The organism is Cellvibrio fibrivorans (assembly GCF_031457055.1).
GTDB lineage: Bacteria > Pseudomonadota > Gammaproteobacteria > Pseudomonadales > Cellvibrionaceae > Cellvibrio > Cellvibrio fibrivorans.
This window is the reverse complement of record NZ_JAVDVX010000006.1, coordinates 409,455-423,347: the sequence shown is the minus strand read 5'-3', so window position 1 is coordinate 423,347 and position 13,893 is coordinate 409,455. Positions and strand designations below refer to the sequence as shown.

General features: G+C 50.5%; 15 protein-coding genes. 4 read left to right on the top strand and 11 right to left on the bottom strand.

Going from position 1 to position 13,893, the window contains the following annotated elements:
* From J2X05_RS17205 to prlC, 3 genes are all read right to left on the bottom strand, one after another.
* On the bottom strand, positions 1-182 hold a 182-nt coding region (locus tag J2X05_RS17205), incomplete at its 3' end, for a hypothetical protein (protein WP_310074797.1).
* A 507-nt stretch (positions 183-689) separates the two neighbouring features.
* Entirely contained in the window at positions 690-941 is a 252-nt protein-coding gene (locus J2X05_RS17200; protein ID WP_310074795.1) for a YheV family putative zinc ribbon protein, read from the bottom strand.
* Positions 941-2,998 carry an oligopeptidase A gene (prlC, locus tag J2X05_RS17195; protein ID WP_310074793.1) on the bottom strand — a complete coding sequence of 686 codons (2,058 nt, stop codon included), beginning with the start codon at positions 2,996-2,998 and terminating at the stop codon, positions 941-943. Before prlC ends, J2X05_RS17200 begins: the two co-directional genes overlap by 1 nt.
* A gap of 100 nt (positions 2,999-3,098) precedes the next feature.
* On the opposite strand from prlC, the gene J2X05_RS17190 reads away from it, so the two are divergent.
* Genes J2X05_RS17190 through J2X05_RS17180 form a run of 3 tightly spaced genes read left to right on the top strand, consistent with a single transcriptional unit; the run spans position 3,099 to position 6,207 of the window.
* The gene (locus J2X05_RS17190) at positions 3,099-3,635 is read left to right on the top strand and encodes a gamma carbonic anhydrase family protein (RefSeq protein WP_310074790.1); all 537 of its coding nucleotides are present in this window, start codon (positions 3,099-3,101) and stop codon (positions 3,633-3,635) included.
* 11 nt (positions 3,636-3,646) lie between these two features.
* Positions 3,647-5,488, top strand: coding sequence for a diguanylate cyclase domain-containing protein (locus J2X05_RS17185; RefSeq protein WP_310074788.1), 1,842 nt, complete (start codon positions 3,647-3,649; stop codon positions 5,486-5,488).
* A 20-nt stretch (positions 5,489-5,508) separates the two neighbouring features.
* On the top strand, positions 5,509-6,207 hold the full coding sequence (locus J2X05_RS17180) for a fumarylacetoacetate hydrolase family protein (protein ID WP_310074787.1): 699 nt from the start codon (positions 5,509-5,511) through the stop codon (positions 6,205-6,207).
* A 33-nt stretch (positions 6,208-6,240) separates the two neighbouring features.
* Here J2X05_RS17180 and J2X05_RS17175 read toward each other — a convergent pair whose 3' ends face one another.
* Positions 6,241-6,933: a pirin family protein gene (locus J2X05_RS17175; RefSeq protein ID WP_310074785.1), complete on the bottom strand. Its 693-nt coding sequence runs from the start codon at positions 6,931-6,933 to the stop codon at positions 6,241-6,243.
* 81 nt (positions 6,934-7,014) lie between these two features.
* The gene (locus tag J2X05_RS17170; RefSeq protein ID WP_310074783.1) at positions 7,015-7,452 is read right to left on the bottom strand and encodes a DoxX family protein; all 438 of its coding nucleotides are present in this window, start codon (positions 7,450-7,452) and stop codon (positions 7,015-7,017) included.
* 164 nt (positions 7,453-7,616) lie between these two features.
* On the opposite strand from J2X05_RS17170, the gene J2X05_RS17165 reads away from it, so the two are divergent.
* Positions 7,617-8,516 carry a LysR family transcriptional regulator gene (locus J2X05_RS17165; RefSeq protein ID WP_310074781.1) on the top strand — a complete coding sequence of 300 codons (900 nt, stop codon included), beginning with the start codon at positions 7,617-7,619 and terminating at the stop codon, positions 8,514-8,516.
* On the opposite strand, the gene J2X05_RS17160 is transcribed toward J2X05_RS17165, so the two are convergent.
* From J2X05_RS17160 to J2X05_RS17135, 6 genes are all read right to left on the bottom strand, one after another.
* Complete coding sequence (locus J2X05_RS17160; protein WP_310074779.1) at positions 8,507-8,938, bottom strand: YqaA family protein; 432 nt, start codon at positions 8,936-8,938, stop codon at positions 8,507-8,509. The two genes, J2X05_RS17165 and J2X05_RS17160, sit on opposite strands and share 10 nt — an antisense overlap.
* Positions 8,939-9,003: 65 nt before the next feature.
* Positions 9,004-9,834 (bottom strand): shikimate dehydrogenase, encoded by an 831-nt coding sequence (gene aroE, locus J2X05_RS17155; protein WP_310074777.1) that lies wholly within the window; start codon positions 9,832-9,834, stop codon positions 9,004-9,006.
* Between the two features lie 61 nt (positions 9,835-9,895).
* A complete protein-coding gene (gene hemF, locus J2X05_RS17150; RefSeq protein WP_310074774.1) occupies positions 9,896-10,816 on the bottom strand; it encodes an oxygen-dependent coproporphyrinogen oxidase in 921 nt (306 codons plus the stop codon).
* Between the two features lie 117 nt (positions 10,817-10,933).
* Positions 10,934-11,503 carry an L-threonylcarbamoyladenylate synthase type 1 TsaC gene (gene tsaC, locus J2X05_RS17145; protein ID WP_310074772.1) on the bottom strand — a complete coding sequence of 190 codons (570 nt, stop codon included), beginning with the start codon at positions 11,501-11,503 and terminating at the stop codon, positions 10,934-10,936.
* A 72-nt stretch (positions 11,504-11,575) separates the two neighbouring features.
* The gene (gene dprA, locus J2X05_RS17140) at positions 11,576-12,730 is read right to left on the bottom strand and encodes a DNA-processing protein DprA (protein ID WP_310074768.1); all 1,155 of its coding nucleotides are present in this window, start codon (positions 12,728-12,730) and stop codon (positions 11,576-11,578) included.
* 53 nt (positions 12,731-12,783) lie between these two features.
* A complete protein-coding gene (locus J2X05_RS17135) occupies positions 12,784-13,842 on the bottom strand; it encodes a LysM peptidoglycan-binding domain-containing protein (RefSeq protein ID WP_310074766.1) in 1,059 nt (352 codons plus the stop codon).
* Positions 13,843-13,893 lie beyond the last annotated feature (51 nt).

Below are 13,893 nucleotides of genomic sequence, written 5' to 3'. Positions count from 1 at the left end.
ACAACACCGGCGGAGTTGCGTTTGGTATCCATTGAGCGCTCTAACGACGCGCGAATACCGGTAACAGTTACTTCTTCAACCACATCACCTTGCGCGACTGAATAACCACTAAAACCAGTTACGACTGTAGACGCGATAACACTTGCGATGAGTTTCTTTTTGAAATGTGCTCTTGTGTTCATGGAGCTCTCCATTGGATTAATTATGGTCAGGATCTTTATCGGTACTGCACTCCGGTTTAATCGTCCCGGGAGCTGGGGCGATGAAGCCGGATTCACCTTGTCAGCAAGATGATCTGGTCACACTGAGCACTGTGGCTCGTCTCCTTATTACCATTGCCGTATTGTATTTATGACTTTAGAAGCAGCTCGTAGCGTCAGCATGGTCGAATACAAGTATCATATGTTCATATTGACTACAACAAATTGACTCGCATTGGCACACAAAAGTCAGGAGTTGTTACGTCAGGCCACACATTGGCGCACAAATTTACCTGCCGGTAGCACTTTAAAAGGGTTTTTAATTAGTAAAAAAGTAAATTCGCAGCAAACATTGCAAAGAATGGCTATCAGGTGAAAAAGAATTGAAATTGCGGCAATATTTTTTTGCTAATAAAAATAAATTTATTAGCAACTTGAGTGCGCTCGCAGGCCTATGCTGTAGAAATAGGAATACGGGGGCAGCCCGATCTAGTGATCGGGCTTTTCAAATGGCAGGATATTGATGACTTGAACGGCGTCTTTTTTGTCTGCTTCGGTTTGGTTGACGCGAGTTTCCAGCTCCCGTGCAACGGGCTTGAAGTGCATCTCCTCTTTATAGCCGCAGGCGACGCACTCGCGATAATCTTTGCCTCCGTCGTTATAGACAACCAGCTTGTCCATTTCTGAACAGCGCGGGCAAACCGCGCCTGCGACAAATCGGCGTGTAGTGCTGTAGGCCATTAGGCTGCCTCCCCGGTGATGCCACTGTGACGCAAGAGCGCATCTATTTCAGGTTCGCGGCCGCGGAAATTTTTGAACAGTTCCATCGGCGCTTTACTGCCGCCTTGTTGCAAAATTTCCTGCAAAAAGCTCTCGCCCGTTTGCGCATTAAAAATACCTTCCTCTTCAAAACGCGAGTAGGCATCGGCCGATAACACTTCCGCCCATTTGTAACTGTAATAGCCCGCCGCATAACCGCCCGCAAAAATATGGCTGAAGCTGTTTTCAAAGCGATTGAATGGTGGAGGTTTTATCACGGCAACCTGCGCGCGCACTTGATTCAATACATCCTGCGCTGATTGAGGTGCGGCCGGGTTGTACTCCGCATGCAAACGGAAATCGAACAACGAAAATTCAATCTGGCGGATCATTTGCAAACCGGATTGGAAATTTTTTGCCGCGAGCATTTTATCGAGCAAGTGTTGCGGTAGCGGTTCACCGGTTTGGTAGTGACCGGAAATCAATGGAATCGCCTCTGGCTCCCAGCACCAGTTCTCCAAAAATTGGCTGGGCAATTCGACAGCATCCCAAGCGACGCCGTTAATTCCACTCACGGCGGCTACATCAATTTGCGTGAGCATATGATGCAGGCCGTGACCAAACTCGTGAAATAGCGTGGTGACCTCATCGTGTGTGAGCAGCGACGGTGTAGTGCCCACAGGCGGTGTGAAGTTGCAGGTTAAGAAGGCGACCGGTAGTTGCACACCCGTTGCGGTTTTGCGGCGCACGCGGCAATCGGCCATCCAAGCCCCGCCTTTTTTCTTGTCGCGTGCAAACAAGTCGAGATAAAAACTGGCTACCTGCGCGCCATTTTTGAAGATGTGATAAAAGCGAACATCAGGGTGGTAAGTATCAAATTCCGCAATCTGTTTTACCTCAATCCCAAACAGACGCTGCACCACCTCAAACATACCGGCGATAACTTTCTCCGCCGGAAAATAGGGGCGCAACTCTTCTTGCGACACAGAGTATTTTTCCACGCGCAATTTTTCGCTGTAATAGGTGGTATCCCAGGCTTGCACATCCGCACAGCCATTGCGCGCGGCAAATTCGCGCAATTCTGCGTAATCGCGCTCGGCATAGTGTTTGGATTTTTGCGCAAGCTCCGTTAAAAATTGCAGCACCTGTGCAGGCGACTCGGCCATCTTGCTCGCTAGGGAGCGTTCGGCATAACTTGCAAATCCTAACAGCTGGGCAAGTTCATGGCGCAAGGTGAGTGTTTCAGCAATCAATGGAGTATTGTCGAACTCTGCTGCTGAACTGCCGTCCGCCTTTTTACCTGCGGCTGATGCGCGAGTCACATAAGCAGTATAAATTTCTTGGCGCAGTGCGCGGTTGTCGGCATACATAATCACCGCATAGTAAGACGGGAAATCCAGAGTGATCACATAGCCTGACAAGCCTTTTTGTGCGGCCGCCTGCGCCGCTTGTGCAAGTGCGGATTCAGGCAATCCCGCCAGCGCGTCTGCATTATCAAATTGTTTAAACCAGGCCTGGGTTGCATCCAGCACATTATTGGAAAATTGAGTCGAGAGTTCGGACAGGCGTTTTTGAATATCGCCAAAGCGTTTTTTATCCGCATCATTCAACGCAACACCACCTAAACGAAAATCGCGCAGTGCGTTATTGATCGTTTGCTGCTGCGCTTGCGTCAGCTGTGCAAATTCGTCGCTGTCGGCCAGCTGTTGATAAGCCTTATAAAGGGCTTCGTTCTGGCTGAATTCGGTCGAGTAGTCAGTCAGGAGTGCGACACTTTCGGTGTAGGCTTTGCGCAATTCTTCGCTGTTGGCAACCGAATTTAAATGGCTAACAGGCGCCCAGGCTTGATCCAATTTATCGCCCTGTTCTTCCAAAGGAGCAACCAAGGTGTTCCAGCTCGGGCTGGGCAGATCGGCGAGGAGCTGCGCAAGCTGTGCGCGGCCCTGCTCAATTAATTCGCTAATCGCCGGCGTTACCTGCTCGGCGGCGATGGCAGAAAAAGGGGGCAATGTATGGCTTGCTAATAGCGGGTTGGTCATGCGGCTTGCTCCGTGGGGCGAAAATGGGGCGGGGTTTGACGTATCATACACCCATCGATTTCTACACCTATTAATGATCAGGGTTTTCAGGAGCATATCTATGGGCGCGATAAGACATTACCAAGGCCACTCACCACAATTAGGTGCGCGAGTATTTGTCGATGAATCCGCCGTTGTCATTGGCGATGTGGTGCTTGGCGATGATGCCTCCGTCTGGCCCTGCGTAGTCATCCGCGGCGATATGCACAAAATCCGCATAGGTGCGCGCACCAGCGTGCAGGATGGCTCGGTACTGCACATCACCCACGCGAGCGATTACAACCCCGCTGGTCATCCATTAATTATTGGTGACGATGTCACCGTCGGCCATTCTGTTTGCCTGCATGGCTGCACCATTGGCAACCGCGTATTGATCGGCATAGGTTCGACTATCCTTGATGGAGCTGTGGTAGAAGATGAGGTGGTGATTGGTGCCGGTTCACTGGTGCCACCAGGCAAGCGGCTCGAATCGGGTTTTATGTATATGGGCACTCCGGTAAAACAAATCCGCCCGCTCAAGGAAAAAGAAAAATCGTTCTTTTTATACTCTGCCAATAATTACGTGAAGCTTAAAAACACTTACCTGAATGAGATGTAGTACCTCTAGTAATGCAAACGTCTTTGTTAACTTGGTCGCTGATTGGCTGCTGGATTTTTTTAGCGCGTGGCGCATGCGCGCAGACAAAATCAGCCGAGCCAATCAATCTGACACCGCAAGCAAACAGTGTTTATGTGGTGCAAGATCATCGCTGGGCACCGTTTGCGTTTCGCAACCAGCAAGGTGAGCCGGATGGATTAATTATCGATATCTGGCGTTTAATCGGCCAAAAGATGCAGCGCCCGATTGAATTTGAATTGCTCGATTGGCAGCACACCCTGCATAAAGTGCGCGACTCAGGTTCGCATATTCATGGTGGTTTACTGCAATCAGAAGAGCGCGCAACTTATCTTGAATTTTCCAACCCGCTGTTGCAATTGCGCGGTGCGTTGTTTATCGATAGTAAAAAATTGGCCAACGCGCTCGACATAACCGATCTTAATAACGTGCCAATAGGTGTTACTGCCGCAGGTTATGAAGAAGAATTTTTAAGCGCGCATTATCCGCACTTGAAAGTGCGCCTCTACAACAATAATGAACAATTGGTGGAGGCAGCTACGCGCGGTGATATCCATGCATTTGTTGCCGATTATCCAGTGGGTATGTACTACCTTGAACGGCTCACTACTCCCGACAAATTCCGGGTGCTCAGCGTGCTTTATTCGCGCAGTGTGCACGCCGCTGTAGCGCATGGAAATAAAATTGCACTCAAGGATATTAATGAAGCAATCGCAAAAATCACGCCGGAAGAAATGACGGCTATCACCCAAAAATGGATTAATCGCGAAGAAATACTGGTAATTCCCTGGGGTTGGATTTTACTGCTCAGCGGCTGCTTGGGTGCAATCATTATTGGTGTGTTGCTGCATCACAACAAAACCCTTGCACAAAAAATTGCCGCGCAAAACACCGCGCTGAAAGAGCGCGAGCAGCAAGTTGATTTGCTTACCAGTAATATGACTGACTGGGTGTGGACGGTGAATGCACAGAATTGTTTTTCTTACGTCAGCCCGTCAGTAACAAAATTACTGGGTTATACGCCAGAAGAACTGCTCAATCAAAATATGAATATTGTGTTGCACCCGAATGATCATGAGCGCGCCTATGCGCAGTACGCTCATGTGCTTGCTGCCGCACGACGCGGCGAATTTAATGGTTATCGCGATTCGATTGCACGCTTTGATTTGCAGCATAAAAATGGCCAGATGATTTGCACTGAAGCTGCGGTGCGCACTTTTTTTACACCGGTTGGTGACTTCGCCGGTGCCCAGGGTTGCTCGCGCGACATCGGCGAACGCAAGCAGGCAGAGGATGTTATCCGCCAAATGGCATTCAATGATCCACTCACCCAGTTACCCAATCGCCGTCTGCTCAACGACCGTATCCAACAGGCGATGGCTGGTTGCAAGCGCCATCGCCAATATTGTGCGGTGTTGTTTCTTGATCTCGATAATTTTAAATACGTGAATGACAATTACGGCCACGACAATGGCGATTATTTATTGCAACAAATTGCCCAGCGCTTGTCATCTGGAATCCGCGACAGCGATACGCTCGCGCGTTTTGGGGGCGATGAATTCGTGGTAGTGTCCGAACAATTAAGCCAGGAATTGGACACAGCAAAACATCAGGCATTATTAATCGGCATAAAAATGCTGGAGTTATTTGAGCGGGATTTTTTATTGCGTGACGCCCACTGCCATATCACCACCAGTATTGGTATCGCGTTATTTAATGATGATTCGCGCTCAGTCACCAGCTTGCTAAAACAAGCAGACATCGCCATGTATCAAGCTAAAGCCAACGGACGCAACCGCTGCGTGGTGAGTGACACACCTAGTTTGTTTATATAACCGTTAAGGAAAATTAACCTATGCTGACTCGCTATACCCTGCCCATCTGCAATCCTGGTGGCTCCCCATCGAATGAGCACTTTGCGGTTAATAAAATTATTTGTATCGGCCGAAACTACGCCGAGCACGCGCGCGAAATGGGCCATGATCCTGAGCGCGAACCGCCGTTTTTCTTTTTTAAACCGCAAAGTGCACTAGCGCAAAACAACACAGATTTTATTTATCCGCATTTTTCACAGCAGGTTGAGCATGAAATTGAATTAGTGATTGCGATTGGAAAATCCGGTGCGCAAATTGGCGTCGCCGATGCAGCAGATTATGTGTTTGGTTTTGGTGTAGGTCTGGATATGACCTGCCGCGACCGCCAAAAAGAAGCCAAAAAACTGGGCCGTCCTTGGGAGCTAGGTAAAGGCTTCGACGGATCAGCTCCCTGCACCGCGATCCAACGCGGCTCACTGGATGACTTCAAACAATACGGTGATCTGGTATTAACCCGCAACGGTGAAGAAGTACAGCGCGGCAATTGGCGTACTATGGTCTGGTCAATTCCCGAATTAATTGCCGAGGTATCACGTTATATAAAATTGGAAAAAGGCGATTTGATTTTTACCGGTACACCGGCGGGTGTTGGCGAAGTACAACCCGGCGATAAATTGTGTGCGAAGCTGGAAGGATTTGCGCAAGAACTCAATATGACGATAACAAAAAAACAGGGCTGATTATCTCAGCCCTGTTCTCCGGGCGGCGAAGGTTTATGGCAAATCAAACACCAATGCCTTCACCGCTTTTTGCTGTGCAACCATCACCAGACTATTAATGTCTTCGACTTTTGCGCCATCGCCTGGTTTTACGATTTCCCCCTCAATCGCCAACTCGCCGTTTATCACATGCACGTAGTATTTACGTTTTGTTGATGCAGGCAATTCAACACTGGTATTGCCATCGAGTAAAAGTTGATACAAACGTGCATCCTGTTTGATCACTAAACTGCCGGCTTCACCGTCAGGACTTACGGCAAGTGTTAAACCTTTTTTATTACCAAAATCTTTTTGCTGATAACCCGGTGTTTGACCGTACACATTCGGTTGAATCCAAATTTGCAAAAAGTGCAACTCTTTCGTTTGCGATGGATTAAATTCGCTGTGACGGATTCCACTGCCCGCCGACATCAATTGGAATTCCCCAGGCGGCAGAGTCGCCACATTACCTGCGCTATCTTTGTGGGCGATTTCGCCGTCGAGCACGTAGCTGATAATTTCCATATCGCGATGACCGTGGGTATCAAAACCGGAATCGGCAGCCACACGATCATCATTAATCACCCGCAGTGCTGAAAATCCCATCTGGCGCTCGTCGTAATAATTGCCGAATGAAAATGTATGTTTGCTCTTCAACCAGCCGAAGTCGGCACCACCGCGCTGGTTGCTGCGTCTGATATTGATCATAGGTCACCTCATTTTTTGCGGCGCTTTGCGCAGCGCCGCGTGTCAGGATTTTGTAACTATCGCTCGGTGTAAATTGCCGGTTTAGATTTTGTTGGCGATCAAACTGTCGGCACTTGCGCGGCCACCGCCAGAGATCAGCAGCGATACTGCACCTGCCAATAACGCCAGGCCAAACTCATAACCGTTGTTGCTCATAAACAGGCCGTTGTTGATATGCACCGAGAAAATCGCCACTACCATGGTCACGGCTAATACCAATGCGCTTGGGCGAGTCAGCAAACCGAGGATCAGGAACAGGCCGCCGAAGAATTCCGCTGAACCTGACAAAGCCGCCAAGAATACACCTGGCTCAAGACCGATCGATGCCATCCACTGGCCGGTACCTTCCAAACCGTAGCCGCCTAACCAGCCAAACAGTTTTTGTGCGCCGTGGGCAGCGAAGATAATTCCCAGTGGTAACCGCAGTGCCAGTGCGGAGAAGCTGTTATTGGTGGCGAAAACTTTAGCGATTGTACTCATGATGAACTCCGAAATATGTGATGTTGGGTTAGTTGGTTTGGCGCCTTGCTAACTGCTTATTCGCCTCACTTGTTGCTAGATTAGGCTTGTACCCGGCAACAAAAAAGCGGAAGATTTTGAGCTGTTAATTCAAATTTTTTGATCATTCGATTGAGGCCATCGCCATGCACCATGCCATCACCCTGGATGCTCTTAGAGTCCTTGATACAATTGACCGAAAAGGCAGTTTTGGGGCAGCGGCCGAGGCGCTGTTCAAGGTGCCATCAGCGTTGTCTTATACGATTCAAAAGCTGGAATCAGACCTTGGCATCAACCTTTTTGATCGTACCAAACAACGTGCGCAGCTAACGGCAGCGGGGCGTTTGTTACTGGAACAGGGGAGACAGTTGCTCCAAGCAGCTAATGCAATAGAAGAGGCGGTGCAACAATTGGAATCCGGTTGGGAGACGCAGCTGCGCATCGCCAAAGACACAGTCCTGCCACTTGCGCCCCTATTGCAGCAGATCAACGCGTTTAACCTGCTCGACAAACGCGTTGCCATTACCATCAGCGAAGAAGTATTGGGTGGCACTTGGGATGCACTGATTGCCGAGCGCTGCGATCTGGCGCTCGGCGCGAGCGGCGACTTGCCGAAAGGAATTTTTGAATATCGCTTGATGGGTGAAGTGGAATTTGTCTTTGCTGTTGCGCGCGAACATCCACTCTGTTTACACAAAGGACCGGTGGACGCCGCTGCTATCAGCGCCTTTCCTACCATTGTGATGGCGGATTCATCACTCAATTCACCAGGGCGTTCATCGGGCTTATTGGAAAGCCGGCAAATTATTCGCGTCGCCAATGTGACTGCAAAAATTCAGGCGCAGGTCATGGGCGTTGGCGTGGGATTTCTACCAAAGCATTTGATTCAACAAGAGTTGTTACGAGGTGAGCTAATCGAATTGAATTGTGCTGTACCGCGTCCGAATATTCCGCTCTATATCGCATGGCGCAAAAACAATTCGGGGAAAGCGTTGCAGTGGTTTGTGGAGGCTTGCTGCGGTGCGGAATGGTTTATTCAGAATTGATTTATTAACCCTAATGCGGCAGCAATAATCGCCGCATAACGCAGAGATTTCCCTATCGCAACCAACACCAAAAACTGCCAAAAACGAATGCGCATAACACCGGCAAAAAAAGTGAGTGGATCGCCAATAACCGGCACCCAAGCAAACAAAAGTGAAAGTAATCCATAACGCTGAAATTGTTGTTGCGCACGCGCTAATTGTTCCGGGCTAAATGGAAACCATTTTTTTTCCTGCCAACGCAGACATTCTTTTCCCAAGTACCAATTGATGCAGGAGCCAAGCGTATTACCGCTGGTTGCAACTAACCAGAGCAATAGCGGCGAATAGTGTTGATAGAGAAGTGTGACGAGTAACGCTTCAGACGAGAGAGGAAACAATGTGGCGGCGATTAGCGCGGTAAAAAATAACGAAAGATAAATCATAGCGCCACGGCAGGATAATCAATACAGAAGTTGCGCCCAAAGCATGTTTGGGCGCATCGTAGAGTTTATTTTCTCTCGGCAATTTGGCGGCGCATCGCCGTAATAACCGGCACCACTTCCGGGCGGATTTGTCGCCACAAATAAAATGCTTCTGCGGCCTGGCCAATTAACATGCCCAATCCATCGGCAAGCTGTGCGGCACCACGTTCTTTCGCCCAGCGTAAAAATATTGTTGGCTCCGGGCCGTACATCATGTCGTAACAGCATGCGTTAGTCGCGAGTAAGGTATCAGGGAGTGGGGGCAATTCACCTTGCATGCTCGCCGAGGTACCATTGATCACCAAATCAAATACTTCGCCGTGCAATTGTTCAAATGTTTTTGCCTGTACATCGCCAAGATCGTGAAAATTTTTCGCCAATTCTTCGGCCTTGCTTTGGGTGCGATTAGCGATCACTACTTGGGCCGGTTTTTCTTCCAGCAGCGGCTGCAAAATACCTCGCACCGCACCGCCTGCACCGAGAATTAAAACACGCTTGCCTTCCAGTTCCCAACCGAGATTGTGCATATCGTGGATCATGCCGATACCATCGGTATTATCGCCGAGGATAGTGCCATCGCTTAATTTTGCCAAGGTATTGACTGCGCCTGCGCGTTCAGCGCGCGCAGTGCGTTTTTGCGCAAAGTCGAACGCATTTAATTTAAACGGCACGGTGATATTTAAGCCTTTGCCGCCCTGTGCAAAAAATTCTTGCACGCATTTTTCAAATTCACCTTCGTTCACGAGTTGTTTGGTGTAGTGCATATCCTGCCCGGTTTGCTCGGCAAACTGGCGATGGATATGGGGCGACTTGCTGTGGTTGATCGGGTTGCCGAATACGGCATATAAATCGGTCATGAGCTATCCAACACCTAACATCAAAAAAAATTCAAAAACGGTTATCAAGTTTGGCAAAATATTATTTCAGCCAATCGCGATGCGGTAAAAATTTATCGTAGAGTTCTGCTTCAGCACTACCTGCTTCAGGTTGCCAGTTGTATTCCCAGCGCACCAGCGGTGGCAGCGACATTAAAATCGATTCGGTACGACCGCCGGTTTGAAGGCCGAATAAGGTGCCGCGATCGTACACCAAATTAAATTCGACGTAGCGGCCACGACGATAGAGTTGGAAATTACGCTCGCGTTCCGTAAATGGTATGGCTTTACGTGCGTTTACAATGGGCTGATAGGCAGGTACATAACTGTCGCCCACGGCTTGCATCAGCGCAAAACTGTGCGCAAAACTTTCCGCGTTATAGTCATCAAAAAATAATCCGCCCACGCCACGCGCTTCGTCGCGATGCTTTAAATAAAAATACTCATCGCACCATTTTTTAAATTTGGGATAGAGGTGTTCACCGAGTGGATCGCAGGCATTTTTAGCGGTCTGGTGCCAGTGGACAACATCGGCTTCGTTGCCATAGTAGGGTGTCAAATCGTAGCCACCACCAAACCACCACACGGGTGCTGCGCCTTCTTTTTCGGCGATAAAAAAACGCACGTTGGCGTGGCTTGTCGGGACATAAGGGTTATGCGGATGTATAACCAGCGACACCCCCATGGCCTCAAAGGCGCGGCCTGCTAATTCGGGGCGATGTGCTGTCGCTGAGGCAGGCATTTGGGTGCCGTAGACATGGGAGAAGTTCACGCCGCCTTTTTCGATCACTGCGCCGTCAGTTAGCACGCGCGAGCGACCACCGCCACCTTCGGTACGCGCCCAACTGTCTTCAACAAATTGCGCACCGCCATCCTCGGCAGTAAGGGCGTTACAAATGCGATCCTGTAAATCTAGCAAGTAGGCTTTGACGGCGGCTTTATCCGGCCCATGCGAAATCGTCATGAGAGTTCCTTAGCGTTGGTTTGGCTAATCGAGAAAGGCCGCCATTCTACGCGGCCAAAGGCGAAAGGGGAAAACTAGTTAGCGGGGCTTTGATGCCAATCATACAGCAGTGACAAATCAGCCGGGGCGAACAATCGCCCCGGTCAGCAAATCGCGAATCTCTGAAGGGGCAGTGCGCTTGCCGACCTGACCAGCCGTAATCGCATCCAATTGGTTGCCAAAATAGCGACGCACCTGATGGATATTCGTGGCCGGTGCCATACCTTGGGGATTGCAGGAGGTAGAAACGAGAGGCCCGCCAAATGCGCGCGATAGACCTGCGGCGACGGGGTGATCGGTCACCCGCAGCGCGACACTACTGAAATTGCCGCTGATCCAGTTGGGGATCAGCCCGTTGTTAGGGACTAACCAAGTGTAAGGACCTGGCCATGAGTTTTTTAACCGCTGGCGCTGTAGATCATCCAAATGATGGATAAAAGGATCAAACATGCGGATATCTGCCGCGATCAGGATCAGCCCCTTTTCTACCGGACGATCTTTGAGCGCCAACAACTCCAGCACAGCACCCTCATCAAAGGGATTACACCCGAGCCCCCACACGGCTTCGGTTGGATAGGCAACAACCCCGCCCAGTTTCATTTGACGGGCGGCAAATTGTACCCGGGGATTACGCGACCAATCGATCATGGACAATACCTATTATCAAGTTACTGCCAATCTACCCCAGCTATGATGCAAGCTCAAGAATTCATGTGCTGATCATAGGCGCTGATAACAAGCGCCCACTTGCTGGATCAAACCTTTGATTTCCAAACCTATCAACTGCGCCGACAAATTGCCCACATCCAGGCCGGTGCGCTCCGCCAGCAGATCGACCGGGAGCGGGTCATAACTCAGTGCCTGGAGCAGGCTCCGCTCATCCTCTCCCAGCTGCGGCCCCTCATCGACAACAGCAGGTTCAGCAAACAATTCCGGTTGCGCTGCCCTGGCCGATTTCACCTCTTGACGCTTATAGCTGAGCAACCCGGCGAGCTGATCGACAATATCCTGCGCTGTTTCCACCAGTGTCGCGCCTTGACGAATCAATTGATGGCACCCGCGCGCCAGCGGGTTGTGGATCGAACCGGGGATCGCAAACACTTCGCGGTCGTGTTGTAACGCATAGGAGGCGGTAATCAGCGAACCACTTTGCACCGCCGCCTCGACCACCAATGTGCCGCCACTCAGGCCGCTGATGATGCGGTTGCGCTGGGGAAAATTACTGGCATGCGAAGAGGTCCCAAGGGGAAACTCGCTCACTAAGGTGCCACCGTTATCTACGATCTCTTGCGCCAATTGACGGTGGCGGGAGGGGTAGATCAAATCGATTCCGGTACCCATCACCGCGATAGTTTTACCGCCCGCGCGCAGGGCACCGCGGTGGGCCGCCGCATCTATCCCCAAGGCCAAACCACTGGTAATCGCAAAACCGCGCTCGGCAAGGTAATGCGCAAAGCGCTCGGCGTTCTCGCTGCCACCTCCGCTGGGGTTGCGGCTGCCGACGATTGCCAGTTGAGGGAGACTGAGGCAGGTTGGGTCTCCGCGCACATAGAGCAGCGGCGGCGGACGGGGGATTTCGCGCAACAAGCGCGGATAAAGCGGATCGTCATAAGTGAGGCAATGCAGGCCGGGCTGGGACTCTATATAGGCCAGTTCGGCTGCCAGCTTTTGCCCCACATCACTACCTTCAGGGTCTGAGTTAAATCGGGCAAGCATCTCGGCAGCAGCCGGATTGAGGAAGGAGCGCCAGGATTGAACAGGCTGACTGAGCAATTGTTGGGGGCTTTCGACTAATTCAAGCAGTCGCCAGTATCCGGCAACACCCACATCGGGGAGACGTAAAACTAACAGGGAAGCAGCGAGCGGAGAGAGCATAGATATCATCCTTGAAACAGGCTGCCCATGCGGGCAGCCAACCTACTCAATATTTACGGGTTGCGTACTTTGTCGTTGACTGCAAGCGCGCGATCTGCCTCCAGAACCAACGCAAAACTCATCTTTTCAAAGGTGCGAAATACCATCAGCAAGCCAGCGTGCTCATCCGGCAGGTCAACTTTGCCGCCTCGAACGCGGTCGGTGATTACTTCGCCTTTTTTATAGATCGCCAAGACATTGCCGATTTGCAATCCTTCGCGTTCACCGCGATTGATAATAACAACACTGAATTTGCCTACTTGGGTCACGCCGCCTTCAACAGCAATGATTTGCGCTTCTATTTCAGTATCTGGTGCGCTGGGGAAGAACACCGAGTCTACCGAACGGTCTTCGCTTGGGAGCAGGTTATCGCCAGGGCGAACCTCTTCAAAGGTGCGCAGAATATTCAGGGTAGCAATTTCTGCATCGATTTTCTCCACAGACACAGTGCCGATGCCTTGCGCGTAAACGCCGAGAAATTCTTTAGTTACAGGGTCTTTAAATGCCTGACCTTTGCGGTAAATACTGTAGTTTGAGTAATTGGTATCAAACTGGCCGCGTGCGTAGGCACGGTCGCCAGCACCGACAATTACGTGCTGCTGCTGACCAGCCAGCATATAAGGCGCCGCTTCCAGCTCGCCTTGCCCAACAATACGGCTGCGCGATAAAAAAGCATCAATTTTATCGAGGGGAATTGCGCTGATTGCGTCTTCCGTACTTTGGACACGGATGCTGGGGCTCAGCTTAGTCGCCCCATTGATCCCGCCGCCAGCAGCACCCGGCACCATTTTCAGAGTGCGCTCAACCGTCAGGCGCGGTTGACCATCCAGATAGATCAGCTTGATCAAATCACCAGGGAAAATCAGGTGAGGGTTTTCAATTTGGGGGTTAACATGCCAAATCTCTGGCCAGAGCCAGGGGCTATTCAAAAAGGTTCCCGAAATATCCCAAAGGGTATCGCCCTTTTTGACTGTGTATTCATCGGGGTGACCCGTTTTAAGAAGTGCATCATCCGCCCAGGAAAAGAAGCTGATGAGTGAAGCCGCCGCGACGGCCAGTAATATTTTTTTCATAGAAACCGATCCTGTTTTATTCGGTCCTGAGGCAGATAGACGTATAATAGT

Bases quoted from the DNA above. Each gene is read 5' to 3' on its own strand.
- J2X05_RS17185 (WP_310074788.1), top strand. From the start codon at position 3,647: ATGCAAACGTCTTTGTTAACTTGGTCGCTGATTGGCTGCTGGATTTTT.
- J2X05_RS17200 (WP_310074795.1), bottom strand. From the start codon at position 941: ATGGCCTACAGCACTACACGCCGATTTGTCGCAGGCGCGGTTTGCCCG.
- aroE (WP_310074777.1), bottom strand. From the start codon at position 9,834: ATGACCGATTTATATGCCGTATTCGGCAACCCGATCAACCACAGCAAG.
- J2X05_RS17180 (WP_310074787.1), top strand. From the start codon at position 5,509: ATGCTGACTCGCTATACCCTGCCCATCTGCAATCCTGGTGGCTCCCCA.
- hemF (WP_310074774.1), bottom strand. From the start codon at position 10,816: ATGACGATTTCGCATGGGCCGGATAAAGCCGCCGTCAAAGCCTACTTG.
- J2X05_RS17170 (WP_310074783.1), bottom strand. From the start codon at position 7,452: ATGAGTACAATCGCTAAAGTTTTCGCCACCAATAACAGCTTCTCCGCA.
- J2X05_RS17190 (WP_310074790.1), top strand. From the start codon at position 3,099: ATGGGCGCGATAAGACATTACCAAGGCCACTCACCACAATTAGGTGCG.
- J2X05_RS17165 (WP_310074781.1), top strand. From the start codon at position 7,617: ATGCACCATGCCATCACCCTGGATGCTCTTAGAGTCCTTGATACAATT.
- tsaC (WP_310074772.1), bottom strand. From the start codon at position 11,503: ATGATCGATTGGTCGCGTAATCCCCGGGTACAATTTGCCGCCCGTCAA.
- dprA (WP_310074768.1), bottom strand. From the start codon at position 12,730: ATGCTCTCTCCGCTCGCTGCTTCCCTGTTAGTTTTACGTCTCCCCGAT.
- J2X05_RS17175 (WP_310074785.1), bottom strand. From the start codon at position 6,933: ATGATCAATATCAGACGCAGCAACCAGCGCGGTGGTGCCGACTTCGGC.
- prlC (WP_310074793.1), bottom strand. From the start codon at position 2,998: ATGACCAACCCGCTATTAGCAAGCCATACATTGCCCCCTTTTTCTGCC.
- J2X05_RS17135 (WP_310074766.1), bottom strand. From the start codon at position 13,842: ATGAAAAAAATATTACTGGCCGTCGCGGCGGCTTCACTCATCAGCTTC.
- J2X05_RS17160 (WP_310074779.1), bottom strand. From the start codon at position 8,938: ATGATTTATCTTTCGTTATTTTTTACCGCGCTAATCGCCGCCACATTG.